This window comes from Mojavia sp. (genome assembly GCF_059505145.1).
The window spans coordinates 1-23,817 of sequence record NZ_JCACKA010000118.1 but is presented as its reverse complement, the minus strand read 5'-3'; the positions used below and the strand labels follow the sequence as shown (position 1 = coordinate 23,817).

At 42.3% G+C, this 23,817-nt stretch carries 29 protein-coding genes, 3 pseudogenes and 1 riboswitch; of the genes and pseudogenes, 21 read left to right on the top strand and 11 right to left on the bottom strand.

Annotated elements, in window-relative coordinates:
- Positions 1–217 (top strand): annotated as a pseudogene (locus tag AC5JL8_RS32585) (hypothetical protein); the annotation flags it as partial.
- An 81-nt stretch (positions 218–298) separates the two neighbouring features.
- The gene (locus AC5JL8_RS32580; RefSeq protein ID WP_495883826.1) at positions 299–1,132 is read left to right on the top strand and encodes a DUF6920 family protein; all 834 of its coding nucleotides are present in this window, start codon (positions 299–301) and stop codon (positions 1,130–1,132) included.
- Positions 1,133–1,137: 5 nt separating this feature from the next.
- Here the strand turns inward: AC5JL8_RS32580 and AC5JL8_RS32575 are convergent, their stop codons facing one another.
- Positions 1,138–1,929, bottom strand: a complete 792-nt coding sequence (locus tag AC5JL8_RS32575) for a hypothetical protein (protein ID WP_495883825.1) — start codon at positions 1,927–1,929, stop codon at positions 1,138–1,140.
- Positions 1,930–2,143: 214 nt separating this feature from the next.
- On the opposite strand from AC5JL8_RS32575, the gene AC5JL8_RS32570 reads away from it, so the two are divergent.
- From AC5JL8_RS32570 to AC5JL8_RS32550, 5 genes are all read left to right on the top strand, one after another.
- On the top strand, positions 2,144–3,319 hold the full coding sequence (locus AC5JL8_RS32570) for a sigma-70 family RNA polymerase sigma factor (protein WP_495883824.1): 1,176 nt from the start codon (positions 2,144–2,146) through the stop codon (positions 3,317–3,319).
- A gap of 110 nt (positions 3,320–3,429) precedes the next feature.
- Positions 3,430–4,593: a DUF1822 family protein gene (locus AC5JL8_RS32565; RefSeq protein ID WP_495883828.1), complete on the top strand. Its 1,164-nt coding sequence runs from the start codon at positions 3,430–3,432 to the stop codon at positions 4,591–4,593.
- 72 nt (positions 4,594–4,665) lie between these two features.
- Entirely contained in the window at positions 4,666–5,133 is a 468-nt protein-coding gene (locus AC5JL8_RS32560) for a DUF4870 domain-containing protein (RefSeq protein WP_495883823.1), read from the top strand.
- Between the two features lie 275 nt (positions 5,134–5,408).
- Complete coding sequence (locus tag AC5JL8_RS32555; protein WP_495883822.1) at positions 5,409–5,765, top strand: magnetosome magnetite crystal formation protein family; 357 nt, start codon at positions 5,409–5,411, stop codon at positions 5,763–5,765.
- A 5-nt stretch (positions 5,766–5,770) separates the two neighbouring features.
- A complete protein-coding gene (locus AC5JL8_RS32550; RefSeq protein WP_495883821.1) occupies positions 5,771–6,892 on the top strand; it encodes a Gfo/Idh/MocA family protein in 1,122 nt (373 codons plus the stop codon).
- A 285-nt stretch (positions 6,893–7,177) separates the two neighbouring features.
- Here AC5JL8_RS32550 and AC5JL8_RS32545 read toward each other — a convergent pair whose 3' ends face one another.
- The 4 genes from AC5JL8_RS32545 to AC5JL8_RS32530 all read right to left on the bottom strand — a co-directional run bounded on the left by AC5JL8_RS32545 (position 7,178) and on the right by AC5JL8_RS32530 (position 9,183).
- Positions 7,178–7,732, bottom strand: a complete 555-nt coding sequence (locus AC5JL8_RS32545; RefSeq protein ID WP_495883820.1) for a retropepsin-like aspartic protease family protein — start codon at positions 7,730–7,732, stop codon at positions 7,178–7,180.
- Positions 7,733–7,839: 107 nt separating this feature from the next.
- The gene (locus tag AC5JL8_RS32540; RefSeq protein ID WP_495883819.1) at positions 7,840–8,613 is read right to left on the bottom strand and encodes a nucleoside phosphorylase; all 774 of its coding nucleotides are present in this window, start codon (positions 8,611–8,613) and stop codon (positions 7,840–7,842) included.
- Positions 8,614–8,635: 22 nt separating this feature from the next.
- Positions 8,636–8,899 carry a hypothetical protein gene (locus AC5JL8_RS32535; RefSeq protein ID WP_495883818.1) on the bottom strand — a complete coding sequence of 88 codons (264 nt, stop codon included), beginning with the start codon at positions 8,897–8,899 and terminating at the stop codon, positions 8,636–8,638.
- 137 nt (positions 8,900–9,036) lie between these two features.
- Entirely contained in the window at positions 9,037–9,183 is a 147-nt protein-coding gene (locus AC5JL8_RS32530) for a hypothetical protein (RefSeq protein WP_495883817.1), read from the bottom strand.
- 25 nt (positions 9,184–9,208) lie between these two features.
- Between AC5JL8_RS32530 and AC5JL8_RS32525 the strand changes: the two genes are divergently transcribed.
- From AC5JL8_RS32525 to AC5JL8_RS32505, 5 genes and pseudogenes are all read left to right on the top strand, one after another.
- Positions 9,209–9,643 carry a hypothetical protein gene (locus AC5JL8_RS32525; RefSeq protein ID WP_495883816.1) on the top strand — a complete coding sequence of 145 codons (435 nt, stop codon included), beginning with the start codon at positions 9,209–9,211 and terminating at the stop codon, positions 9,641–9,643.
- A gap of 109 nt (positions 9,644–9,752) precedes the next feature.
- Positions 9,753–10,364: a DUF1392 family protein gene (locus AC5JL8_RS32520; RefSeq protein ID WP_495883815.1), complete on the top strand. Its 612-nt coding sequence runs from the start codon at positions 9,753–9,755 to the stop codon at positions 10,362–10,364.
- Complete coding sequence (locus AC5JL8_RS32515; protein WP_495883814.1) at positions 10,315–10,488, top strand: DUF1392 family protein; 174 nt, start codon at positions 10,315–10,317, stop codon at positions 10,486–10,488. The genes AC5JL8_RS32520 and AC5JL8_RS32515 overlap by 50 nt, the downstream gene beginning before the upstream one ends.
- A gap of 41 nt (positions 10,489–10,529) precedes the next feature.
- Positions 10,530–11,294, top strand: a complete 765-nt coding sequence (locus AC5JL8_RS32510) for a hypothetical protein (RefSeq protein ID WP_495883813.1) — start codon at positions 10,530–10,532, stop codon at positions 11,292–11,294.
- Positions 11,239–11,574 (top strand): annotated as a pseudogene (locus AC5JL8_RS32505) (plasmid replication protein, CyRepA1 family); the annotation flags it as partial. The gene AC5JL8_RS32510 and the pseudogene AC5JL8_RS32505, both read left to right, overlap by 56 nt.
- Here AC5JL8_RS32505 and AC5JL8_RS32500 read toward each other — a convergent pair.
- Positions 11,520–12,278, bottom strand: a complete 759-nt coding sequence (locus AC5JL8_RS32500) for a hypothetical protein (protein ID WP_495883812.1) — start codon at positions 12,276–12,278, stop codon at positions 11,520–11,522. The pseudogene AC5JL8_RS32505 and the gene AC5JL8_RS32500 sit on opposite strands and share 55 nt — an antisense overlap.
- A gap of 739 nt (positions 12,279–13,017) precedes the next feature.
- Between AC5JL8_RS32500 and AC5JL8_RS32495 the strand changes: the two genes are divergently transcribed.
- Positions 13,018–14,739: an SLC26/SulP family anion transporter gene (locus AC5JL8_RS32495; RefSeq protein ID WP_495883811.1), complete on the top strand. Its 1,722-nt coding sequence runs from the start codon at positions 13,018–13,020 to the stop codon at positions 14,737–14,739.
- A 92-nt stretch (positions 14,740–14,831) separates the two neighbouring features.
- Here AC5JL8_RS32495 and AC5JL8_RS32490 read toward each other — a convergent pair whose 3' ends face one another.
- The 3 genes from AC5JL8_RS32490 to AC5JL8_RS32480 form a co-directional block, all read right to left on the bottom strand.
- The gene (locus AC5JL8_RS32490; RefSeq protein WP_495883810.1) at positions 14,832–15,077 is read right to left on the bottom strand and encodes a hypothetical protein; all 246 of its coding nucleotides are present in this window, start codon (positions 15,075–15,077) and stop codon (positions 14,832–14,834) included.
- A gap of 79 nt (positions 15,078–15,156) precedes the next feature.
- Positions 15,157–15,354 carry a hypothetical protein gene (locus tag AC5JL8_RS32485; RefSeq protein WP_495883809.1) on the bottom strand — a complete coding sequence of 66 codons (198 nt, stop codon included), beginning with the start codon at positions 15,352–15,354 and terminating at the stop codon, positions 15,157–15,159.
- A 109-nt stretch (positions 15,355–15,463) separates the two neighbouring features.
- Positions 15,464–15,670: a hypothetical protein gene (locus tag AC5JL8_RS32480; protein WP_495883808.1), complete on the bottom strand. Its 207-nt coding sequence runs from the start codon at positions 15,668–15,670 to the stop codon at positions 15,464–15,466.
- A 158-nt stretch (positions 15,671–15,828) separates the two neighbouring features.
- A riboswitch (cyclic di-AMP (ydaO/yuaA leader) is annotated at positions 15,829–16,014 on the bottom strand.
- A 543-nt stretch (positions 16,015–16,557) separates the two neighbouring features.
- Here AC5JL8_RS32480 and AC5JL8_RS32475 point away from each other — a divergent pair.
- The 6 genes and pseudogenes from AC5JL8_RS32475 to AC5JL8_RS32450 all read left to right on the top strand — a co-directional run bounded on the left by AC5JL8_RS32475 (position 16,558) and on the right by AC5JL8_RS32450 (position 19,763).
- Positions 16,558–16,881 carry a hypothetical protein gene (locus AC5JL8_RS32475; protein WP_495883807.1) on the top strand — a complete coding sequence of 108 codons (324 nt, stop codon included), beginning with the start codon at positions 16,558–16,560 and terminating at the stop codon, positions 16,879–16,881.
- Positions 16,874–17,191, top strand: a pseudogene (locus tag AC5JL8_RS32470) (ISLre2 family transposase); the annotation flags it as partial. The gene AC5JL8_RS32475 and the pseudogene AC5JL8_RS32470, both read left to right, overlap by 8 nt.
- A gap of 18 nt (positions 17,192–17,209) precedes the next feature.
- Positions 17,210–17,800 carry a hypothetical protein gene (locus tag AC5JL8_RS32465; protein WP_495883806.1) on the top strand — a complete coding sequence of 197 codons (591 nt, stop codon included), beginning with the start codon at positions 17,210–17,212 and terminating at the stop codon, positions 17,798–17,800.
- A gap of 1 nt (position 17,801) precedes the next feature.
- On the top strand, positions 17,802–18,305 hold the full coding sequence (locus AC5JL8_RS32460; RefSeq protein WP_495883805.1) for an alpha-ketoglutarate-dependent dioxygenase AlkB family protein: 504 nt from the start codon (positions 17,802–17,804) through the stop codon (positions 18,303–18,305).
- Positions 18,263–19,345, top strand: coding sequence for a hypothetical protein (locus AC5JL8_RS32455; RefSeq protein WP_495883804.1), 1,083 nt, complete (start codon positions 18,263–18,265; stop codon positions 19,343–19,345). Before AC5JL8_RS32460 ends, AC5JL8_RS32455 begins: the two co-directional genes overlap by 43 nt.
- A 94-nt stretch (positions 19,346–19,439) precedes the next feature.
- The gene (locus AC5JL8_RS32450; protein ID WP_495883803.1) at positions 19,440–19,763 is read left to right on the top strand and encodes a hypothetical protein; all 324 of its coding nucleotides are present in this window, start codon (positions 19,440–19,442) and stop codon (positions 19,761–19,763) included.
- Positions 19,764–20,644: 881 nt separating this feature from the next.
- Here the strand turns inward: AC5JL8_RS32450 and AC5JL8_RS32445 are convergent.
- Together AC5JL8_RS32445 and AC5JL8_RS32440 are read right to left on the bottom strand one after the other, a co-directional pair.
- The gene (locus AC5JL8_RS32445) at positions 20,645–21,088 is read right to left on the bottom strand and encodes a hypothetical protein (RefSeq protein ID WP_495883802.1); all 444 of its coding nucleotides are present in this window, start codon (positions 21,086–21,088) and stop codon (positions 20,645–20,647) included.
- 958 nt (positions 21,089–22,046) lie between these two features.
- Complete coding sequence (locus AC5JL8_RS32440) at positions 22,047–22,274, bottom strand: hypothetical protein (RefSeq protein ID WP_495883801.1); 228 nt, start codon at positions 22,272–22,274, stop codon at positions 22,047–22,049.
- 219 nt (positions 22,275–22,493) lie between these two features.
- On the opposite strand from AC5JL8_RS32440, the gene AC5JL8_RS32435 reads away from it, so the two are divergent.
- Together AC5JL8_RS32435 and AC5JL8_RS32430 are read left to right on the top strand one after the other, a co-directional pair.
- Positions 22,494–23,015 carry a GntR family transcriptional regulator gene (locus AC5JL8_RS32435; RefSeq protein WP_495883800.1) on the top strand — a complete coding sequence of 174 codons (522 nt, stop codon included), beginning with the start codon at positions 22,494–22,496 and terminating at the stop codon, positions 23,013–23,015.
- On the top strand, positions 23,016–23,789 hold the full coding sequence (locus AC5JL8_RS32430; RefSeq protein WP_495883827.1) for an aminotransferase-like domain-containing protein: 774 nt from the start codon (positions 23,016–23,018) through the stop codon (positions 23,787–23,789).
- The last annotated feature ends 28 nt before the right edge of the window (positions 23,790–23,817 follow it).

The following is a 23,817-nucleotide window of genomic DNA, read 5'->3' as shown; positions in this document are numbered from 1 at the left end:
CGTGAATGAGTCTTTTATACTCGCCGACGAGTCTTTTATACTCGTGAACGAAGCTTTGAACTCCGTGAATGAGTCTTTGATACTCGTGAACGAGTCTTTGATACTCGTGAACGAGTCTTTTATACTCGTGAATGAGGTTTTGAACTCCGTTAATGAGTCTTTGAACTCCGTTAATGAGTCTTTTATACTCATTAATGAGGTTCTGATACTCGATTGATAATTTTGAATTTTGAATTTTGAATTTTGAATCCCCCCAAGGGTGACCTAACTACCGAAATTACAAGACGGAGTGAGGAAAATGAGTGTAAAAATATTACTCTACATTGGTGCATTGTTGGCGATCGCAATCATAACTCTAGGCATCATCAGGGTAGGGGACGAAAAAGAAGTTGATCGGATTTGGCGATCGCTAGAATCTGTACCAGCAGAAAAATATTTCACCGAGGACATGGTTGCAGGCTTACCCACTCCCGTAAAGCGCTACTTTTACCATGCCATTATACCGGGAACTCCTCTTGCATCTTCTGTAAACTTAGAAATGAGTGGCAGTTTTAGAAATGGAGGGCAGGATAAACCGTGGATACCAATGCGGGCAAAAGAAATTATCTCTGCGTTCAAAGGATTTGTTTGGAAACCAGTTATCGGTCGCGGTTTGGTTCAATTTGCGGGTTCTGATTACTATGCAAACAAATCGGGTAGAACACGGTTCTTTCTTTGGGGACTCGTTCCCATAGTTAATGGGCATAGTCCTGATGTTACCCGCTCTAGTATTGGACGACTAGCTGGAGAATTAGTCTGGCTGCCTTCAGCTTTGTTACCTGAACGCGGCGTGAGTTGGGAGGCAATTGATCAAAGAACTATCCAAGCTAGTCTTAATATTGATGGTGAATTTGTAAAGCTGACGCTGATTATAGATTCTGATGGCAAACTGCTAAAGCTTTCTCTACCACGTTGGGGAGAACACACAAAAGATGGCAGCTACGCTTACATTCCCTTTGGCGGAGAATGCCAGCAAGAACAAACATTTGGCGGTTTTACAATTCCTTCTCAAATGAGTGTCGGTTGGTGGTTTGGTACAGAACGTTACTTAGATTTTTTCCGTGCCACAATTGAACAAGCTGAGTTTCGTTAAAATCACTAACGCCACTTTTCACTCCAAGCGCCTGTGACATCAAAACCACCACTAACAGAAGTTAACTGCAATGAACCCCAACCAAATGTATTGCAAATTGGGCCGAAATTAGCACCGCACAAATCACCAGCACCATAACCGTTAAAAGAACGAGTGCCGATGTGAGAATAAGTTGAACCTCCCCAATTACCGTTGCCAAACCAAGTAGTATTTTTTGGCCCCACACGCAGAACACAACGCAAACCTTCACCGTTGCGATTTCCTGTTAAATCAGCAACTTTGTATTCATCGAAATATCGACCACAAGTTTGGGGATGAGGTAAAGGTTTATAGTTAGTAGCTTGGACTAATTGCCACTCTTCATTCCATGCACCAGTAACCCGAATGGTTGATGAACCTAAGATTTGAATTTTGAGATTTCCCGGAAAGTTATTGTTAATATCTTCGCCATTACCGTGAATATCAGAAGCAAAACCCACAAGATTAGAACCTCGGTAAATAGCTTGTCCCGCGTGGCGATAGGTAGCACCACGCCAATTACCTTCGCCGTACCATGCTAATCTGGGAATCGTAGTTCCTGGTCTACCTTCACTGAATTTGACGCAACGGATACCTTGACCTTGACGATTATCTAAAGCCTTAACAACATAAGTCCGAGCATGAGGCCCACAACTAAAATTTTGTACTTGAGACAAGCGTAAATTTTGTAGTATGGGCACTTGGGCAAAAGCATTACTTGCAGTAGAAAGCGCTACCATCCCAGCAAGTGTTAAAGATTTTATTGAAAGTCGAAGCATGATTTCCATTCCTTGTAGTAAAGTTTGTGCAGGTGTCTTTAACCCAATCGGTTTAGATAAGAGTTGATCCTCCCTAACCCTCCTTAAAAAGGAGGGAATTAAGCCCCCCTTTTCTAAGGGGAGTTGGGGGGATCTTACGGAATTGAATCCCATTCAGAACCGTATTGTTCTTTAACCACCTTCACTACTTCTCTAGGTAGGCTTTCAGTTTTTTATGCACCCTCGGCAAAGCATCATTGAAATTTTTTCAACTTTTGTGCAATTCGTTGCCGATCGCTTCAGTCATTGGGCGACAGAATCAAGATTGCGTAGTAGTATGCAAAGTTGTGTCAAACGCACACCACAAGAAACTTCAGAGTATTTTTGGTCGCTTTATTGGTATAAGTTATGGCAGCTTGGTGAATCTCAGATGCTTGCCAAGCAACATCTGACTGCTTATTTGCAAGAATCTTGTTATTGGGTATCGCAAAAAACAGTGAATAGTTTCGCCAGTAACCAGTATCAATTGTCAGACTGTTTTCAAATTGCGATCGCCCACATTGATCGAGTCCTCAAAGGATTTAACTCTAATCAAGGTTTTAGTCTCAAAAACTACGCGAGTTCCATCTTTGCTAGTGCAATTCGTGAAACTTTGCGCCAACGTCACGAAGTTGATATCTCTTCAGACTGGGGACTGTTACGCAAAATTTCGCAAAAGCGGTTGCAGGAGGCTTTGCAAAATGCTGGCTTATCCAAAGACGAAATTCATGCTTATATTCTTGCTTGGAATTGTTTCAAAACTTTGTATGTGCCAACTACACCCGGTACATCTCGCAAACTTTCTCGACCCGACGATCAAATGTGGGAAGCGATCGCCAAAGCTTACAATTCCCAAAGTAGCCAGCGCATCAATCCACAAATTCTTGAAAAGTGGTTGCTAACTGCTGCAAAAGCCACACGTAAATATCTTTATCCCACCCCAGAATCTCTCAACATTTCCCAAGGTGGAGATGACTCGGTGGAATTACTCGATAATCTCCCAGGAAATCAACAAGCATCGCTAATTGAGGAAATTATTGCCCAAGAAGAACAACAAACCAGAATTTCTCAGCAAACAGAAATTAATCAGGTTTTAGTCGCTGCGATCGCCCAACTCGAACCGGAGGTACAACAGATTGTACAACTGTATTACGCTCAAGGACTGAATCAAGATAAAATCGCCAAACACTTAGAAACTAAGCAGTATACTGTATCACGCCGACTGACAAAAGCTAGAGAAAATTTGCTGAAGTCTTTGGCTAATTGGAGTAGAGACACTTTGCATATTTCCGTCACCTCAGACCTACTCAAAAATATGAGTACAGTAATGGAGGAATGGCTACAAAGTTACTACGGGGTATCTCCTCAATAACTAGCTGGAAAGTCGTGAGTGCTGAGTGCTGAGTTGTGAGTGCTGAGTTGAGTAATAATTTCTCCCCTTGTCCCCAGTCCCCAGTCCCCAATCCCCAGTCCCTAACTACCATGACTGAATTTACCTTCGCCAACCCCAGTGATTTAATTTTAGAAATTCCTACTACCAGCCAAAATCGGGCGGTTATTCAAAGTCCATCTTTTTCTAACCCCACTTCTCGTTATCAAGGTTATCTCAATGAACTTTGTCTGAGTGCAGTTTTACCTTGGTTACAAGAGGATTTCGCACCACAAGCAAAGGTTTGGCCAAATAGCACTGCTTTACCGAGTTTTTGGGAACTGGTAAATGGAACCGCAATCACAATCAACGCAACTCGAATTATTTTGGTTCCCAGTGAAACAATTGATTGTAGCGAATTGCGAGTACCGCAAGAATGGATAGATTTACCAAGTTGGGCTGGAGATTATTACTTAGCGGTGCAAGTAGAATCAGATGAAGGTTACATCAAAGTTTGGGGTTACTCTACCCATGAACAACTGAAGAATCGAGGCAGTTATGATGCAGGCGATCGCACTTATACTCTTGATGCTACCGACATCATCAACGACATCAGTGTTTTAGCTGTGACTCAAGAACTTTGCCCCCAAGAAGCCACACGTAGCGTTATTTCACCTCTGCCAACCCTATCACAACCACAAGCACAAAACCTGATAACTCGCCTGGGCAATCCAGAAATACTTACACCCAGGTTAGCTATTCCTTTTCAAGTATGGGGGGGACTAATTGAACATGGCGGTTGGCGAAAAAGCTTATATCAACAACGCTTAGGACAAACAGAACAATGGTCAGTGCTGCAATGGTTGCGAAGCGGCGTTTCTCAAGCGGCGGAAACTATCGGTTGGGGACGGTTGAATATGCAATTGAGTTTTGCTGGTGGTAGAGGTGTTGAAGAAAGACAATCGCAGGCTATTCTCTCTCGTCAACTAGCGATCGCTGGTCAAACATACGAACTATTAGTAATACCACAAGGCGAACCAGACGCACCCATCTGGCGGTTTGAATTGCGTAACACCATTGTCGGTGCAGCCATCCCTGGCGGTTTTAAACTCCGACTACTCACCGAAGATTTACAGCCATTTCCCAACAACGAAGACATAGCAACAACCGCCGTAGAACTACTCTTCGTAGAAGTTGCCTTAGAACCACGTGAAGGTATAGTGTGGGAAATAGAACCTCTCCCTGAAAACTATGACCGAGAAATACTTAAGTTTTAAACTTTGGTTTAGCTTGTTTTATAGGTACTAGGATGGAGAATTATTACTTCAATCCACCTAGCAAAAAAAGCTATGAAACAAAAACCAGAACAACGAATGCGTATATGGGCAATGTTGTGTCATTTCTCGGCTTTGTTAGCTTGGATATTATTGTTTTCTTTGATATTTATCGGAATTCCTTTATATTTACCAATAAATATTTTAGTACCGCTGATAGTTTGGCGATTTAACAAAGCAAAATCTCCTTGGATAGATTTTCAAGGTAAAGAATCTTTAAATTTTCAAATTACGCTAACTTTTTATATTTTGTTTGTCGTAATTATATCTTTACTATTAATGCTAATTATTTTTGGAATTGCAATTGTCACTCATAGTTCAGGAAAAGAAGTGAAGATAGTTTTAGATGCTTTAGTATTCATGTGGCTTTCATTAACTTTATCAATGTTAGCATTCCAATTAGCACTAGTAAGTTTTGCATCAGCTAAAGCTTACAAGGGTGAGCATTATCGTTATCCTTGGACAATTAGATTTTTACGCTAAGTAGTGAGGAAAAGAGATTGACAAAATAATGCTGCAAAACAAACAGCCAAAAGTTAGACTTTGGAGCATACTAGGCCATCTTGCAAATTTAAGTTGGATGCCTGGTTGGATTTTGTTAGGAGGTTTGTTTAATTTAATATAAATCTGTATATAGGACTCATATTTGATTTTTGAACAAAATTCAGTACACCTTTATTCCTTCTTTCCAGTCCCCAGTCCCCAATCCCCAGTCCCTTACCTCTACGAGTGATTCAGAAATCAAATCTGATTGCTATATGCCTTTAATAAATATTTTTATTACATACATTATTTGGCGTTTTAAAAAATCACAACATTCGCTAATTGATTCTAATGCTAAAAATTCTTTAAACTTTCAAATATCCATAACAATATATATAATTATTTGGTTAATTATAGTTTTATTCATGGCGAAAAATGGCGGTAGTTATTTGGGCGATATCACAAATCACAATAGCAAATTTGCTTGGAGGTTTAATCAATATTTATCAATGTTTGGACTTCCAATCTATTTACTGATAATGTTGCAAATGGTATGTAGTATTTCAGCCGCAATCACGGCATATCAAGGAAAATTATATCGGTATCCGTTGACTATTCGATTTTTTAGGTAAATATTATGGCTTCTACACTACAGACGAATCAGAGTAAGATTGGCGTGGCGATCGCAGGTACAGGTTTTGGTCAAAAAGTCCACATTCCCGGCTTGCAAGCCCATCCTCGAACTGAGATAGTAGCTGTTTATCACCGAGATATCAATAAAGCCAAAGCAATAGCCGAATCCCATAATATCCCCCACGCCTGTGACACAATTGCAGACATTGTGAAATTGCCCCAAGTGCAAGCAGTTACCATCGCCACCCCACCATTTTTGCACTATGAAATGGCAAAAACAGTGCTGCAAGCAGGAAAACATTTATTACTCGAAAAACCTACAGCCTTAAATGTATCTGAAGCCAAAGAACTTTATCAATTAGCTCAACAACAAGGCGTTACTGCTACTGTAGACTTTGAATTTCGCTTTGTCCCAGGATGGCAGATGTTTGCACAACTACTCTCAGAAGGCTATGTGGGTAACAAGCGCCTAATTAGAATTGATTGGTTAGGTTCTTCACGTGCTGATGCTTCGCGTCCTTGGAACTGGTATTCTTCCCAAGATAAGGGAGGCGGTGCATTGGGTTCTTTGGGTTCCCACGCCTTCGATTATATTTACTGGTTATTTGGGCCAGTACGCAAATTAAGCGCCCATTTGAGTACCGCCATTCCCACACGTGTTGACCCTGTTAGCGGTGAAAGTAAGCCAGTGGATACAGACGACACCTGTATATTATCTCTGGAATTAGCAGATGGCACACCTTGCCAACTAACGATCAGTGCAGTGGTTCATGCGCCGAGAACTCATTGGGTAGAAGTGTATGGCGATCGCGGTACTTTAGTTTTAGGCAGTGAAAATCAAAAAGATTACATCCACGGTTTTCGCATTTGGGGTTCCCAACCGAGTAAACCGTTAACGGAAATAGAAATTCTACCACACTTCATGTTTGGGCAAAATCACGCCGATGGGCGCATTTCGGCATTTATCCGTGTAGTAGACCGATGGGTGCAAGGAATTGATAGCCAGCAAGCAATAGTTCCATCCTTGCGTGAAGGAGTTTATTCTCAGTTATTGATGGATTTATCTCATAAATCCCATCAATCAGCAACCAGGATAGATGTACCTCACCTGGAAGATGTTTTGTGAAAAGGGGAATTGGAAAGAAGAAGAGTTTAAATAGCATAGGACTTACGCACTGAAGTCTGAAACCCTGATCCCCCCTAATCCCCCTTAAAAAAGGGGGGAACGTCTAAAGCCACGCCACTGAGGGAGTCGGGGAACCCGCAAGGGCGCAGGGCTGCCCTTTTTAAGGGGGTTTGGGGATCTGAGTGCGTAAGTTCTATAGCATTATCTCCTTCTCTCCTCCTCCCCTTGTCCCCTCGTCCCCTTGTCCCCTTGCCCCCCAGTCCCCAGTCCCCCAGTCCCCTTCTGTCATCGGCGACGAAATTCCACCTCTTTTGCCAAAATATTAATATCGTAGTCCCCAAAAAAATCGTGACCCAGTAAGCCAATGCCAGCTTTTGGGGCAACCGCTACTTCCAGATTATTAACTACAGCTCCACCAACTACAATCGATTGTACCCGGCTTGTCTTGAATCGAACTTGAGTACCATCTGCTATTTCGGCTTGCACCGTACCTGTAGCGCGGAGTTGCAAAGCATCCGCTATCTTCAGAGGTATTAGGGTACTACTAGCCCCAGTATCTAAAATCATCTCAAAAGTCTGTTGATTATTGAAAGTAACCGCAATGACAGGAGTTTTACCAATGCGGCGTTTGATTGGAACTCGAAAAACGTTACTTTCTGGCGTAACTATACCGCAAAGCTTACCCAAACTAATAGTTCTACCAGAGGAAGTTACCATGAAACACGCTCCTGGATCTTCAGCCGTTGCCGGATGCAGCAAGACTAAAGATATCAGCGTCGGCATTACTGCCATGACAGCTGAGTTAATAGTCAAAATTCCACGCTTTCCAGTATCCTTCATGTAATTTCGCGCTCCAAAGTTCCCTATAACCCTTGTTATTAGGTTACCCAGACTGGCTGAAAAACTTAGGCATCAAAAAAAACGCGCCACAAGAAGGTGTTGTGTTTTTAATCTACGATCGCAGCTGCATTTACAGCGGTGGCGATCGCATTCTGAATGGCAATATCTTTTTTAGGTAAAATAATATTTTCTGCAATAGTACGTTGAGCAACTACACCGCAAACGGCAGCAGCAGCAAATTTATACACCCCCGCCATTTTAAACAGCGTGCCACATTCCATTTCATAGTTCAAAATATTCAAGTGCCGATATTCTTCTGTTATTCCATGCAGCGATCGCATTAAATAAGGATTGGCTGAATCTGTGCGTTCCTGTCCTTCGTAAAATGTATCCACCGAAGCGGTAATTCCCAAATAATGTTCAACCTCTAATTCACGTGCGGCTTTCACCAACGCAACTGTGAGAAATGGATCGGCTGCGGCTGGATACTCCACAGGTGCAATATCATTTGCTGCACCCTGACGGCATAATGCGGCACTACTAATCACAATGCTACCGACTGCTATATGAGGTTGAATTGAGCCACAAGTACCAATGCGAATAATTTGCTGGATTCCTACTTGTATCAACTCATTCACCACAATACTCAACGAAGGCGCACCCATACCGCTAGTTGTAGATAAGATGCGGCGTCCGTTGGGTAAGTATCCCACATAGCTATTTAGTCCGCGATTCTCCGACAACAAGCACACATCCTGCAAATAGTTTTGAGCAATAAAATACGCACGTTGCGGATCGCCAGATAACAGCGCCATAGCGGGAGGCGATGCACCCAAATCTTCTTGCCCAAAGCCAATGTGGTAAAAGCGTTGACTGCTCATAAAGTTTAGAGTAGCGATCGCCCTAACACAACACTATGCTAGGGTGACTTTTAGACTTTTCATAAATCAAATCTCCTCCCTCCCATATCTGAAGTTGTCTTTGGGCTGCAACTATGGAGTTAAGATGCTTGGGTGGGTACAGAAAATGATTGTAGGCTAATGCCATCTGTCTAGCAGCTTCAGTATATGGCATTTGGCCTATTCCTGTACCCAATCCAGGACAGGCAATAATGTTAATTTTTTGCTTGGCGCGTTGGTTATTGTACAGTGACAAATTAAATGGCATTAAGACAAATTCATGTCATGAATTTAAGCCTTACCCACTTCAGGTTTGCAATTGTTGCTGTTGATATGGCTTGTAAATTCTTTGGGCTAATTCTAGGCGTAAAGCTAGAGATTGCAAGCTTTACACTCTTAATGACATTATTTTGTCACAGCGACAAATAAAAAGTCACTGTACACTTTTCGCTCCAAGTGCAGGCGATCGCTCTGTTCTTCTGGGGTTAATTCAGGAACTTCAACAACAGTAACTGTAATAGTTGCGCTAGAGGCATTGTCTTGGTCAAACATATCTCCCGCAGAATTAGCACATGGAGTGTTATCATATGATGCTGCTACTAAAGTAAGAATTCGGACGGAATGGAACCCGAATGCTGATTGGGGAGCAATCATTCACGGCATTCAAACGTTATTAGGTGGGACGCGAACTCAGCCACCGTCTACTGTAGATCCCCAAGATTTACGAGTCAGAAAAATACGCACTTTGCTTGATTACCCACTGGATTTAGTCAAGCAATGGTTGCAATTTCAAGATGCTACTAGCCCCAGTCAATTGCACGTGAGCAAAGTCGATGAACTAGTCAAAACAATGTGCTTGGCTTGGGCAACAGATAAGTGTGAACATCCGAATCATGCGGAATCTTCATATCAAAAGCAAGTTGTTGATGCTGTAGCTCAGGGGGCTGATGAATTAACAGCGATTAGCGCATGGATGGAGCAAATACAAGGGACAAAATCTGAAGCTGCTTGAAGAAAAGAAGGCAAGGGGCAGGGAGCAGAAAGCAAAGGAGAGAATCTTTACCCCTGCCCCCTGCACCGCTGCTTCTTCCCTCTCTACATTAGATATTGGAGAGTTACAAATGACTAGACAATTTACTGACTTAGACAACTACTCCTGTCATCAAATCGCCAGTGTTCTTTCACTGAATTTATCAACTGTGCGTCTCTGGATTAATCGCGGTTGGCTCAAAGCAGATAATCGTTCTCCAAAGCATTACGAAATTAGAGTTTGGCATCTCAAACAGTTCCTTGAAAATCCACCACAACAAATCAAAAAACGCATTGCTGCTCTTGATCGCGAAGCCATCATACCTCTTAGGGAGAAAAGCGTAATGGAAGCAATCACCGAGTTAGAAAAATGCTGGTTTCTATCCCCGCCTTGGGGTCAAGAAATTCCACCTGTTGAAATTAATTTATGGGAGCGAGTTTATTTCAAGGCTAACAGAAGATTTGGTTATTGCTGTGGACTGCAATGGTATCAACAGCGTTGGGACTACGTTATCGATGTTGAGAACGACATTGTACGCGCAACAAAACATGAAATTCTTGGCACTGGTCGAATAGAATCTACCACTGTGAAAAAACCAGCTTTTGTTTTAGGCGATTGCCTTCGGCACTGCGCGGGAGCGCAATCGCGTACTGTTGCAATTTCCCAATCGCGGCACAAACCAAAGGCTAGTTCTGGGAATTGAGCTAATCGAGAAGTCTTGGTTCTACAAAGTCGAATTGACATCACCTGCTTTTCCTAAAGCAACTACTATGACCAATCGATTCTCTTTAGTGCGGGAAGAGGATTTGGTGCGGGTGAATGTCTAAGTCCAAACACAACACTTTGTACTCATCACACAACTAAAACTATGTCTCAAATCGAAGTAGCTCAAATTATCGAACAGATTAAAGAAGAGATTGAAGTTGATGCATCGGGTAAAGCTAAAGCCAGTGTTAGAGCAACTGCGAGATTGGCTGGGGTAGACCACACTGCAATTATCAATCATCTTCAAAGCGGTGAACTAAAACCGACTAAATTAGCTCAAACTCTTATCGTACAAGGGTTTGATGCTGGTGAACTAACAGGGTGGAGAACAACTGGCATCCCTGACACAGCGCTCGCAATCATCTTGGAATACTACGCCTTTGACGCTGGGAGGTATTGTAACCCACAAGCAAGATTGGTATGCCGTTCATTCAACGCCATCGGTGTTCGCGCCTGGATGCAGGATATCACGGGCTGGACTAAACCCGCCAACAATAGGGAAACCGCCATGACACAAATACAGTTACTTGCAGCGATCGCTAAACATTTACCAGAGCAAGAACAGCATTTACTCCAACAACAACAGCAACAGACCGAAATTTTGCACCGACTAAAAGCGGTTGAAGTTGAGCAAGACAGGGTAAACACCCCCTGCGGTCACAAATATAGTGTTGTCGGTTTCGCTAATGTTCAGGGGTTGGAAATATCGGTGAAAGAAGCGAGTACTAAAGGCGACCAGGGGCGACGAGTGCTGATTATCACCCATCGCATTCAACTGGGTGAGGCATTATGCGATCGCTTTGGGGTGAATTGCATTAGAACAACGGTTCCGGCGCAAATTCCCCCATCTACGAATTTTGAGAATTGATAGCGATTCTGTTGGCGACCCCACACATCCAGCTTGTGGGTGTATCGCGCATCTCAACGAGATTCTCACACAGTACGATTTGGTTATCGCTTCCCCTAGTCTGGAAACTGGTGTTTCCATCGACATCAAAGGACATTTTGATTCGGTGTGGGGGATATTTCAAGGTGTGCAGCCTGTGAACTCCGTGAGGCAGATGTTGGCGAGACTAAGGGAAACTGTTGACCGTCATATTTGGGTCAGTCGGTACGGTATGGGGACTGTTGGCAATGGTTCAACTGCCACTTGAAAAGTCTGTTTCATCCATGCAATATTGGCTGCGTTTCTCGCCGCGTACTCTGCTGGGTCAGGTGTAGTGTCGCATAGGTTATTGCACGAACCCTGGATGTTGAGTGTTGCATAGGTAACTCTGCCGACTGTCCAGCGGCGGTTCTCGACACAGGGCACCACACCGTTGACACCGAGGCACAATGGGACCACCTGCACTTGTTGAGCTAACCGACGCCGCCCCAGAGACAAAGAAGTACTGAAGAATACCAGACGCTCATAGTCGAGGCGCTCTAGCGAGTTAAATCCACCATTGGAAGGGCGATCGCAATCTGTCCAATCGTTATCACCTGGCGTGAAAGCTGCTGGCGCTTCCAGGGAGTTGAAGTAGCCGAGAGCCTTGGCGTATAGCGCGTTGTCGCAAAGGCTGTTAGAACCAGCTTTGAGATCGCCATCGTGGGCAGTGAAAGCAAGTTTCTGCGAATTCATGTCCTCAATTAGTCGTGTTACGCCAACCTCCTGTGCGTCTGAGTAGGGTAAATCGCCCCAAAGCCCGATTTCGTAGGGCGCGTTTGCAGTCTCATTCTCTCTGGCAACCACCAAACTCGTAGTAGTAGATGTCAGAAACGGTAAAATTAGGGTCAGTAAACACATTTTCCGCCGCAAATGTTTAATACTGATGCGTCTAAACACTGTGTAGTCAAGCTTGGTCATCATCATATCCTCGATTATTCTGGAATCCGTGAGCGTATTTTAGATAAGTAGTTTTTGCCCACACCATTCCAGTCGCAATTTAGACTACCGGATTGTTGCTCACAGATTGGTTATGAATAGGTTATGAGTGAGATACAAGTTCAAGCGATGCCCCAAAGTTGTTAAGGTTGATTGGATTAACACTGAAATGGATGAGGCTGAGATTGCGCCTTTGAGCGGCGTGTGCGGGTAAATTCTACGCCTGAGCTTGTTTCCTCCCTTGGTGATGCTATTAGTGTTGCTGATGGTGAGCCGTTCACCGAATCGATATTTGGGGAACTGGATGGTTGGAGTTAACTTTGCGGACGGTTGTAGGTCTGTGGTGGTGTAGCTCCAAGGCTGTTGCATCATCTATAGTAGTTTGCGACACAAAAGAGCAAGAGCGCGTAGTAGCAAGCCCTGGGAACAGGTAGTAAAAATTATTGCTAATAAGGGAACTCCAAAAAATAAATTATTCAATTCCTGCAATTAAAACGACTTTCCCTCCCCCTGCTCGCTGCCCCCTGCCGTCAAAGCGATGGGATATTTTTTTATTTGGAAGCCCCTAAAGCAAGCTATTTCCTCCAGCCTCAAGAGCTTGCCTTTACAAGCGCAATTTTAGGTTATCAGACTATTAGGACTTCTTTGATTTTTCGTTTTTTCTTAACTTTCTCTTAAACTAGTTAATATCTTCTTAAACGAAATTTCAGTCTGACTTAGGTTGGCTATGTTGAAAAAGCATCAAGTAACCTTACCAGGCATACCAGGGTTAAAACGGTTGCTGTCTTACCAGCGAGCATGGTTGCTCCCTGATTTACTGGCAGGTGTAACGGTAGCTGCTTATTTAATTCCGCAGTGTATGGCTTATGGGGAGTTGGCCGGGGTGCAACCTGTAGTAGGATTGTGGGCAATTCTGCCACCAATGATTATTTATGCAGTGTTGGGTTCTTCACCTCAACTCTCGGTCGGGCCAGAATCGACGACGGCGGTAATGACAGCGGCAGCGCTCGCTCCTTTGGTGGCATCTAATGGTACTAATTATGCAACGCTGGCTTCTGGGCTAGCTTTCATTGTTGGGATTGTATGCATCATTGGCTACATTGCTCGCTTGGGATTTTTAGCAGATTTGCTGTCTAAACCGATTCTGATTGGTTATATGGCAGGGGTTGCCATAATTATGATTACAGGGCAGTTAGGCAAAATTGCTGGCATTGACATTGAGGCAAATACTGTTTTTGGAGAAGTAGGTGAATTCTTCAGCAAGCTAGATCAAATTCATCAGCCAACCTTGATATTAGCAGCTATAGTCTTAGCTTTTTTATTCATAATTCAGCGATGCTTTGCAACTGTGCCTGGGCCATTGTTTGCAGTCTTATTAGCAACGGCTAGCGTAGCTGTATTCGATCTCGACCAACAAGGAGTAGCCGTAGTTGGCGAGATTCCAGCAGGCTTACCTCATTTGGCTTTCCCCAAATTATCGGCTCAGGAATTCTCCACACTCATTGCTTCGGCTGTTGGAATTGCGATTGTTGGGTATTCAGATAATGTACTGACAGCAAGAGCATTTGCTAACCGTAATCACTACAAAATTGACGCTAATCAAGAACTGTTGGCACTTGGAACCTCAAATCTGGGAAACGGATTAATGCAAGGTTTTCCAATTAGTAGTAGTGGTAGCCGCACTGCAATTGCTGACTCATTAGGGAGCAAAAGTCAAGCATTCTCTTTAGTTGCTTTGATTGTAGTTATCTTGGTGTTATTGTTCCTACGCCCGTTGTTGGCACAGTTTCCAAAAGCTGCATTAGGGGCGATTGTTATCTATGCGGCTACAAAACTGATTGAAATTCCAGAATTTCTCAGATTGGCACAATTTCGACGTAGCGAATTATTTTTGGCTTTGGTCACAATCTTTGGAGTTCTACTTACTGATATTTTGGTTGGGGTTGGTATTGCAGTGGGTTTATCTGTGATTGATTTGTTTGCCAGGGTAGCACGTCCGCACGATGCAGTTTTGGGAGAAGTGCCAGGTTTACCTGGATTACACGATATTGAAGATTGGCAAGGAGCCAAAACTATCCCAGGTTTAGTCATTTATCGCTATGACGCTCCCCTTTGCTTTGCCAATGTCGAAAATTTCAAGCGCCGGGCATTGTCGGCAATTGAAGCCGAAAAAACTCCTGTGGAGTGGTTTGTATTAAACACAGAAGCAATTGTTGAAGTTGATATTACTGCCATCGACGCATTAGCCCAATTGCACAGTGAACTAGCTGCTCAAGGTATTACCTTTGCATTGACACGTGTTAAACAAGATCTTTACAAACAACTAAAGCACTCGCAGCTTTTAGACAAGATTGGCTCCCAACACGTCTATCTGACTTTGCATACTGCGCTCGCTGCATTTCAAGCCCGCGAATACCATTCTCACAAACAGACTCTTGAAGGGGAATGAAACGCTCACCTTGTTTTTTCGTTTTTTCTTTATGGACATTTACGACCTTGAAAGCCCACAGCTAGAAGCTGTGAGCTTGTTGACTTAGACTACTAAATTTTCTCAGTAATCTTGAGTTGCTCTTGACTATGTTTCATTAACTCATAGAGATCGTAAGCATATAATTCTTCACGGCTTGGCTCACAAGGCGTTGCGCTTGTTGCTACGATGGGATCGCCGTAACCATTGGTTTTACCAATGAGTAAAAGTTTTTGACCCGCATACTCTCCAATTAACTTGTAATCAGTTTCAGGAAAAAGATTTACATCAGTCAAAGAATTCTGATTTTGAATGGACATTTTTTCTCCTAAATTCCTTAACAATCTTCATGCTTTCAGTTTTTTGAGAGATAGTGTTGTGACTCCACCTCCCAAGAGCTTATAAATTTTTTGCTTTCATCCAAGTGGAGTACACATCTTCTACAAAGAAGCTGTAACCACTATTTTCCTGATAATTTTTGAGATGAACTTTCAAAGTAGTAAAATAAGCACCATTAATGATTTGATGTCCGTAACCAAGAACTTGACCAAATTGCCCTGTTTCTTGATGCAAGGCATAATCCCCAATATTCAACATGGATGTGATTCCTTTTGAATTAACTAGTTAAGTAGTTTATTGGTGACTATTTGTAGATGCAATAATCACCTTCAAATAGTCAAATCAAGTCAAAAAAGGTCAATAAAGATTAAGCTGCAATCTGAGGTTGTTTTTGAGATTGAACCCGATTTTGAGTCAGGAAATCAGTGTAGAGATTGTTTAACCCAGAGGCAACACTATACCAACTCAAATAAGCCTCTACTCTTTGGCGACCAGCTTCTTGTTGACCGATTTTCACGGCAGGGTCACCATCAACAGATACCAAAACAATATGATGGTTTTTATTGAAAAACATAGTAAAATTTTACCTCAAGGCAACTAGTCTGCCTCAGATACCAGAAACACAAGTTATATTTTCCTTGCCTCCGGAGCGAGGGCAGGTACAACGAAGCGCAAAGTTACCAGCCAAGGATACTGACGAGACAAAGCATTGATTTTAATTATGCTGCTCGTTCAATCTCCTCCCAATGCCTACGAAGTTAGCTGACGGACTAGAACTGAGAGATGTCCTTCTCTAGATCATTCAAGCTTTGTGGGATGAAGTTGATTCTTCACACTTTTGCTTTAAACTTTGCCAGAGATACGCCCCGAATTTGGTTCCTCCGCTCCTTGTTTATCTCCATACAACATAAATGTCTTTGGAACAAACAAGAGATTAGGCAGACTGATTTAATTTTATTGCTCATCTTAACTGTCATAGTTAACAATGTCAAGTTCATGAACACGTAAATTATGTATGTGTCACACTTACTTGTTGCTAACTTATGTTCATTAACCCTGATATTATGTTAGTTTTCAAAAAACTTGCACTATCGTTAGAAAGATTCAAAAATCTTCCGTACGGTTCTGATTTCATGTCAGGCACTAATAATATAGTGTTATTCTCGACAATGCACAGACACACATGATATTCCCCAAACATCATCTCAAAGGGAGCAACGCGATTTTCCTCAGTCGGACAAAAACGAGTGACGATGCTCCACCCCACAGGAGGCGATTGCTAAACCGAAAGTTCAGTAAATTAGTAAAATAGATACTAGTTAGATAGCTAATCCCTCAGTAATACTGAGATAACTCTATTATTATGGTTGTTGAGTTCTCTGATGGAGACAAAAAAGTGTAGGATGCCCTTTGAGTAAAAGTTTTGAGATTTGATATCAAAACAGGGAATGCCTACACTTCATGAACGAAAAAATATATTCAAGTTTAGATTTAAGCAAATCACTGTCAGACTTTAAACAAAAAGTTACGAAACTTTTAGAAATTAAAAATCTGAGCGAATGGTCGGCTCAGACTTTTAAAGCATTAGAAGAAGAAATTAGAAATACAGCATTAGCTTTAGCAGGAGAATGTGTAGCAGTTTTACTAAATAAACTATCTCACTCTCAGTCAGCTGTGGATATAGCAATCAAGCAAACAAGAAGTTTGTCAAATCAGAAAATCAAAAAATATGGTAATTATACTAGGCAGATATTAACAGTTGGTCATGTCAAAGTATATGGATGAATTTATTTCAACAGCAACTGACGAGCGTTGTAAAATTTTGGTGCGAGAACGTAATTATATTCTCAAAGCTTACCGTAGGCGACTATTAAACTATCACTTAGTCGCACTCCATCAGCTACCCCTTGGGAGCGGTGCCGTTGAAAGTTTAATTCGTCAAGCTGTTAACTTACGCATGAAAGGGAACAGTAAATTTTGGCTTCCAGATAACGCAGAGATTATGTTACATCTGCGATGTCAATGGATAGCTGGCAGTTGGGACAATTTTTGTAACTCTATTTTTAATTCTTTCCTTAATCCCAGCAGTGCCTGAACATTTTATACATTTTACTTGAATTCATGTTTTAGCGATCGCCTGGCCTTGGGGTGGAGCATTGTCACTTGTTTTTGTTCGACTTCAGAAAATCGCGTTGCTCCCTATCTCACAGCAATGAATGGGGACTCACGAAAACCAGAAATAGCTGCCGCACAAAACTATTTCGCGGTGAAAACTCGTGAAGCAGAGTTAGCCCCGCAAACCTCAGAACTACTTGCCCAACTCTTGGAAAGAGTAGAACAGCAAAGCACGGTAATCGAAGAACAAGGCAAGGCGATCGCTCAGTTGCAATCCCAAATTCAAAACATACTACCACCATCAACCGACTTCATACCCCCTGGTTGGAATGCTGAGGTATGGCGTCAGCTATCCCCTCAAGACAAGCGCCACTTCCGCTATATCTTCCGCCGCCGTAACTTTCGGCCATCAGGGCAAGGAAAAGATAAATCACTGGCCTTACCAGCTGCCACAACCCAACAGATTCAGCACAAGCAACGGACGGAAGTACAGCAGTTGATTGGTGAGGTGTCGCCCGAAGAACAAGAGCGTTTAGAAGCAGCAAAACAAGAAGCATTGAAACAACTCTGGTCACAGGGAGAACAGTAATATGCAACAACTCAATCTGTTTGATGAACCCGCCCCAGTTTTACCCGTTACCTATTACCCCGACTTTTTGACTATCCAAGAGGCAAACGAACTATACCAGCACTGCAAACAACTCCAATGGCAGCAGAATCACATCAGGATGGTGGGCAAGATTATTCCTGTGCCTCGGCTAGAGTGCATTTATGGTGACAAAGGATGTGATTACCTCTACTCCAATAGCGTGTTTTTGAAGCCCCTGCCCTGGACAGAGCCACTAGCCCAACTCAGAGATAAGATTACTGCTGCCACCAGCTACAGCTTCCGCATCGTCATTGGCAATCAGTACCGCAGCGGCCAGGATTCTATCGGCTGGCATTCGGACAATGAACCATCTATGGGAATTAACCCAGCCATTGCATCTATCAGTTTGGGTGCTGTAAGAAAATTTCAGATTAAACCAATCAGTGGAAAGCCGACTGATTTGTGGCTCGAACACGGGAGTTTGCTCAATTGTTGGCGAGATTAAGGGAAACTGTTGACCGTCATATTTGGGTTAGTCGGTACGGTATGGGGACTGTCGGTAATGGTTCAACTTCTATTGGTGGATTATTGCGGAGTCAGCACGTTGCGACCCAGGCTAACATTGCTCTTTTGTCAGCTGCGGATAATCAGGATTACAGCTACATCGACTCCAACTTCCAACCCGAATCTTTACAAGCCTGGGGTAAGCGCGCTTGTGTGATTAACGTAGAAATGAAGCGCTATCAGGAGTTTGTGTTGAGAGGATTGGTGGCTGATGGGTATACCGTTATTGATGCTCCTGATGCTGATTCTGATGAGGGTGGGGAAATCATCAAGGAAGTTAAGGCGGCATCAAATGAATTGTACTCTGGTGAATTGAAGGCGATTGCGCGGAGCGCAGTGCCGGAGGCAATCGCTGATTCTGATGATATATCTGATGCCCAACTCAAGAAACTGCAAAACCAACGAGCGAAAACTCCAGCCGAAAGACATCAGCAGCGTAAAGCTGAATTATCCCACCGTTATGAAGTTGAGGTTACACCCGAATTGGTGGAGAAGGATGATGACGGCTGGTATACCCAACTGCGGCTGCACTATTATCTGACGCTGGGGCGGGAATTCTTGACTAAGCGTGATGGCAAACGAGCCAAGGGAATGGCGGAAGCTGGGGAAAATTGCATTTGGAAGCCTGATTTCAACAAGGGGCAGATGTTGTCTTCTGTTTTGTTACTGGAAAACCTCAATCTGTTGCAGTTTCTCACGCCTGAAGTTCAGTTGAGGGGGTCTGACGAACAAATGCAGGAGTTTAAGGCGAGGGCTGTGGAGAATCGGTATGTCATCAAGAATTATCTGAATGTGACTATTACCGAGAAATTTACTCCCATAGCGATCGCACAAAAGCTCCTCGACAAAATCGATTTGAGGCTGTCTTATGTTGGTCGGTTGGGGCCACGAGGAAAACGGGAGTGTGTATATAAGTTTCTTCCTGCTGACGATGGGCGAGATGGGATTTTCTCTAGGTGGTTAAATCGGGAGTTGGTGTAACGTCGCTTCGCTCCGAATTTAAAATTAATAATTCAAAATGCAAAATTAATTACCTCCATGTTAAATTTTGAATTTTGAATTTTGAATTGATTTGGTGTCAGTCACTAATAATATAAATGTACCAATACAAGTTGGTGACACATCATCACCTTATAACCTTCCCACTAATGGAAGTAATAATTTGGGGGATATGAACGGACAAGACAATCCAATTGATTTATGGTGGCAGCAGGTTAAATCTTATGCTGCATTAGCTATGGAACGATTGAAAAATGGTGTGGAAGCGGTCAAAGAGTTCCTCAGTTCCCTCACAACTGACGAGCGTTGGGGGGTGATGCTGGCATTTGAGGAGGCACAGCCGCAGATGTTCTCTCAGTTAGTGGCCGAAGCTCCCAATTGGGTAGAGTGGATGGCGTGAATTGGTTCTTAAACCCATCTTCATCGGTTTCGATTCACTGCATCAGCAGCGCGGATTTCCCTCTTAACAAGCCAATCGCGAGCGAATAATGACCATCCTTATTTTGTCTCAGCCAGTGTACATTCTAGCCTAGATGGTTTACGAGTCTTTAATTACAGCCAATGGAATCCTAAATTTGATCATCGTAGTTTGCCTCGTCCAACAGTATTGAATGAATTCTTTGCGCCTGATTCACTCCTATTAGAAGTTACTGCTAGCCGTTCGCTCTCACAAGAGGTTGAGCCTCTTAAATTTGGCCAGTTGGTTGCAGCTGCCCCCGATTGGGTACAGTGGATGGAATGAATTGTTTGGTTGTAGTGTGTTCGTTTAGCCGTTTGCACAGTCAACAAAAGCACCCAAGTTTCCAACAAGATAAATGAGTGCTAATCAATAAAAATACCATACAAGGATTATCTATCTGCACTTTGAACCGAAGTAGTTATAATAGTAACAGTCATTACGCAAATTGACTGTAAGCAAAGTGACAAATATTTTGTTAATAATATTACTTACAGAAGCTAAAGATCCTAGCTGTGCAGCATTGACGGCGACAAGGAATTAGGGGGACGACTTGGAAAGTAATCAGAACATTATTGTGTGCCCACATGATTACAAGCCAATAAATCTCCCGATTCAGCGGGGGCTTGAAACTTTTGGGTGTTACCGCACGTGGCTTGCGGGATGAGGAAGAGGACAAGGGAAAAAATTTGGATAGCATTGTCTGCTTGCCCCCCTTACCCTTATCTGTGCCTGTCTTTGTCCTCTTCTGGCGAGTTTCGAGTCAATTTAATAACCTCAATATTGCTGATATGAGTGTTTTTCAGTTGTGAAGACTACTATTTTTATCTTGCTTTACTTAGATAGTTCTGCCTGAGCCTATGCTTAAGAGTTAATCCAACACCAAAAAGGCTAAAAATTAGAGAACCAAGGCCAAAAGATGGTTCAGGAACAGACGTGCTATTAGAGAAACCATTGACATTTAAGGTGAGATTCAGCCCTGATGAATTAATTTCATTAACAAATAAATCAAAACTAGTTATAGTTTGACCTTGAAAATCTGGAAAAGGAGCATTCTTCTTATTAAAAGCTATTGATTCAAAACTGTTAACTTGCCCAAACGCAACTGCTGTACTTACTCCAGCTTCAATTACATTGTCGCTTCCATTCGATAAAATTGTTACAATTTCATCAAAATTAGGATTATTGGTTTTATCAACGCTAAATATTTTCCCTATATCTTTTGGAGTTAACTCCTTATCAAAAAAGGAAGACAGAATATGTTGCATACTGGTGCGTATCCTAGATATTCTGTAAAATTACTAACTCCAATTTTTGTATTGAATACAGGTTCAACATTAACAAAAGGGCGTAATGAAATATTCCATAAGCCTATCGAAGCTGCTAATACTGGTTTCTCAATTAGACAAGTACTGACAAAAAGTGAACCTGTAGCAATATTTAGGAAAAGCGTTTTTATTTTTCTTGAAACCTTCATCACGTCACCTAAAATTTTTTCTATTTAGTCTCCCCAAAAACGTTTTTTGAGGCAACTGCATTATATAGCCAATACCTTTGCCAAATTAAGAAACTACAAAAATTTTGGCTTGCACTAGTAAGATGACCCATACATGAGTGTTTAGCCTACAAGGGAGTTTGGACTCTTAAATCCTTTGGCGATCGCCACGATCAAAAAAATCCATTGAATGGAGACGAACTCTATGGGATTAATTCAGTGCTGCAATTTCTCAAGCACAACGGCTACAAGCGCTACAAAATCCAATGTATGGACTTGCTCAACAGGGTGTGATTATCGGTAGTCTAATCCAAATTAGTTGCTTAATAGCTATAGTTGCAATTTCAGTACTTAAACCTTGGGGAAGAAGACTCGTTAAACAATCCAAACAAATCGAACAAGTTGTTTCCTCAAATGGTTAAAGCTGAGATTGCGGAAAGGTTTAGATAATGCTGGCTGTTTTTACCCAAAGCTAGCTTCCTCATGCGGTGAAACTGTTAGGATGGCGGTGAGCCAGCCCCTGTGTTTCTGCTGACTTTTCACGGCATCTGGAAAACCGACATTTTCAGCTTTTCTCAAATCCTGATTTTTACCTTAGCGATTTTCATTAACTTAGAGTTATTGAGAATTAGTCTGTGGAAAAAGCCACGTTCTTTAGCGGTTTGAGGACTTACCGTGAAAAGTTAGGTGTTTCTGGACGAATGCGGTAAATATTTGATTTTAGCTGCAACTTACTTAATGTAATACTGCGTTTCGATCCAGATTCGCATATCAGCTTCAGAACCAAAACAAGCACTACGTCCAGTCATCGGGTCATAAGCGTGCCAAGAACAATTCCCATTAGCAAGATGAGTTTGCCAAACTTGTAATTGAGAACTGGTTGTGACGAATCTAACTAAATTGTGCCAAGCTTGAGCGAGTTTTGATTCCAGTAGCGGCCATCTATCAAATATCTTCATCAGAATTATCCTTTTTGGCTTAATCGAGCATCAGATATTTTTAAATTCGCTGATTAACATCTCTATGAGAAGGTACAGAACTGTCCACTTTTAACTAGTACAGTCACAGTATTTTCAACTGTTCTAGTTAAAATCAACTCAACTGTACCAGTTCAGGCAAAGAAAAATCTTTTATATTGCCTATAGCCCTGAGTCATCTTTTGAAAAAACAGACGCACTGTGAACATTCTCTTAGATCGAAACTCACCAACGCCGATATATATTCAGATTCGCAATTATCTGGCTTGTTTAATTCAATCTGACAAAATAGCGAATGGACAAAAGCTGCCCTCGATCCGGGCGATGTCTACAAATATTGGAGTTAACAAGTTGACTGTCATTGAAGCATACAGTCTGTTAGAAGCTGATGGATTAATTCATGCTCGTCCGGGTTCGGGATATTTTGTCAACCGGACAATAACACCAAACCTAGAGCCGACCTCACGTTCAACTTTTGCCCCGTCTCAAGAGGTAATAATTTCACAAGGTAGAGGTTCATTTTTTGAGCAATATATAACTTCAATTCAAGCTCGAAGACAAGGCGGCATGATTGAATTCAGTTCAGGTTTTCCCTCTACTACTATCTCAGATAATCTTCAACGGGTTGCTAAACGCGCATTAGTGAAAGCGGGAAATACTTTTTTAACAGAAGACTTCCCTCAAGGACAACTCATACTGCGGCAACTGATTGCTCAGATGTGAATTGGGCAAGGATTAGAGGTTTCGCCAGAAGAAATAATTACCACTGGCTCACAGCAAGCCCTATTCTTAGCAATGCAATATTATTTGCAAAAAGATGACTGGGTGATTGTAGAAACACCAACTTATCATGGTGCATTAGGAATCCTTGAAAGTTTACAGGCCAAGGTCATCGGTATTCCCATGACTGCGGAGGGAATGAATCTGGAATTGCTGGAGCAGTATCTTAAAACTCATCGACCAAAATTAATTTACACTATTAGCACTTTACACAACCCAACTGGAATTACAACATCCCTGGCTCATCGGCAAACATTATTAATGTTGGCACAACAGTATGAGTGTTTGATTTTGGAGGATAATGCTTACGAAGGGTTAAAGTTTCAACCTGTTCCACCTCCCATCAAGGCACTGGATCGTCATAATTTAGTTACTTACATCAGTACATTTTCAAAAACTCTCATGCCGGGATTACGAGTTGGGTACATGGTGGTAGCAGGTGAGCATCATCAACCTTTAGTGAAGCATAAGTTACTCAATGACTTGCATGTGTCTACAGTGTCTCAGGCAATTATGAGTGAGTTTTTAGCAACAGGGCATTACCGCCGTCACCTAAATCGTTTACGTATTAGTAACTTGCAAAGTCGAAATTTGATGTTGCAAGCTCTAGAAAACTACTTTCCCGAAGCGATCTCCTGGACAGTTCCTCAAGGCGGTTTATTTCTGTGGACTCATCTACCAAATTATTTACCTATAGAACCCATTTGGGATCTTTGATAACGAGCTAAGATTAGAAATAAATGCC